The following is a 1046-nucleotide window of genomic DNA, read 5'->3' on the forward strand; positions in this document are numbered from 1 at the left end:
GTTACATTTACGCTATTTGCTTTAAGTTGATTAATTTTATTAAGAATACGTTGTGACTTGTCTTCAGCTTCATTGACTTTGATTTGTAAACTATTATTTTGACTCTCTAATTTTTCGATTGTCGGCTTTATTTGTTTACCATCGTTTACAACTCTTTCTTTGGAGTTATTTAACTCTTCAATCTCTTGAGATTTATTTTTATTAAACTGTTTTAATGCTTTTTCTTTTGCTTGTTCAACTTGATCAGCTGGTAATGGTTGGCCACAACAACTACAAACACCGTCGTCTTTATATTCGAATTGTCTTTTTTTCACTTCTCCAATTTGAGATTGAATTTCTTTATGTTTATCTAACAACGTTTTGCGTCGATTATTTTCATAATCAATTTGCTGCTTATTATTTTTAATTTGTGTTTTTAGATTAGATACCGTTCCTTCTTCTACATTGAATTCGTTATTTAAAGAAGTTATACGGTTTTCATTGTTAGCTTCATGGTTATCTTCAAGACGCTTTAACTCAGCTTGTTTATCAGCTAATTGATTACGTAAATCAATTTCAGCTTTGCCATTTTGAACATCTACTCTTTCTTTGACTAATCGTTCAATCTCTTGTTTAATTTCTTCGTATCTCTCTTCATCATATTTCGGAACCTCTTGCTTGTTACTTTCTGTTTGATTGATACGAACAGGAATATCTTTGATGTCTTTCTCGATTTGACTAATTTTATCTTTTAGAATTTTTTGTTTAGTCTCTATATCATGATCGCCTAGTATTTGAGGGATTGCTTCAAAGTCTTTGTTAGTCTTGATAATTGTTTCTGTATCGATATCATCGGCAATTTCAAACAAAATGGTACGTTGTTCTTTCCAATGTAGTTGATTAAACGCTGCTGGGTTTGTGATGAGTTTGAATACATCTTCGCTTACTAGCTCACTAATACGACTTTGAAAGTCTTTTACTTTTAAACTTTCGTCATTAATATATTGTTTTTTAGTTCTTGAACGACTATATTCTTTACGGTTTGTTGTTTTGTTAGTTGTATATTT

Annotated in this window: 1 pseudogene; it reads right to left on the reverse strand. The window is 30.4% G+C overall.

Annotated elements, in window-relative coordinates:
* Positions 1 to 1046: pseudogene (locus AB0C84_RS46350) on the reverse strand (ATPase); the annotation flags it as partial.

This window comes from Actinomadura sp. NPDC048955 (assembly GCF_040649435.1).
In the GTDB taxonomy this organism is placed as follows: domain Bacteria; phylum Actinomycetota; class Actinomycetes; order Streptosporangiales; family Streptosporangiaceae; genus Spirillospora; species Spirillospora luteofluorescens.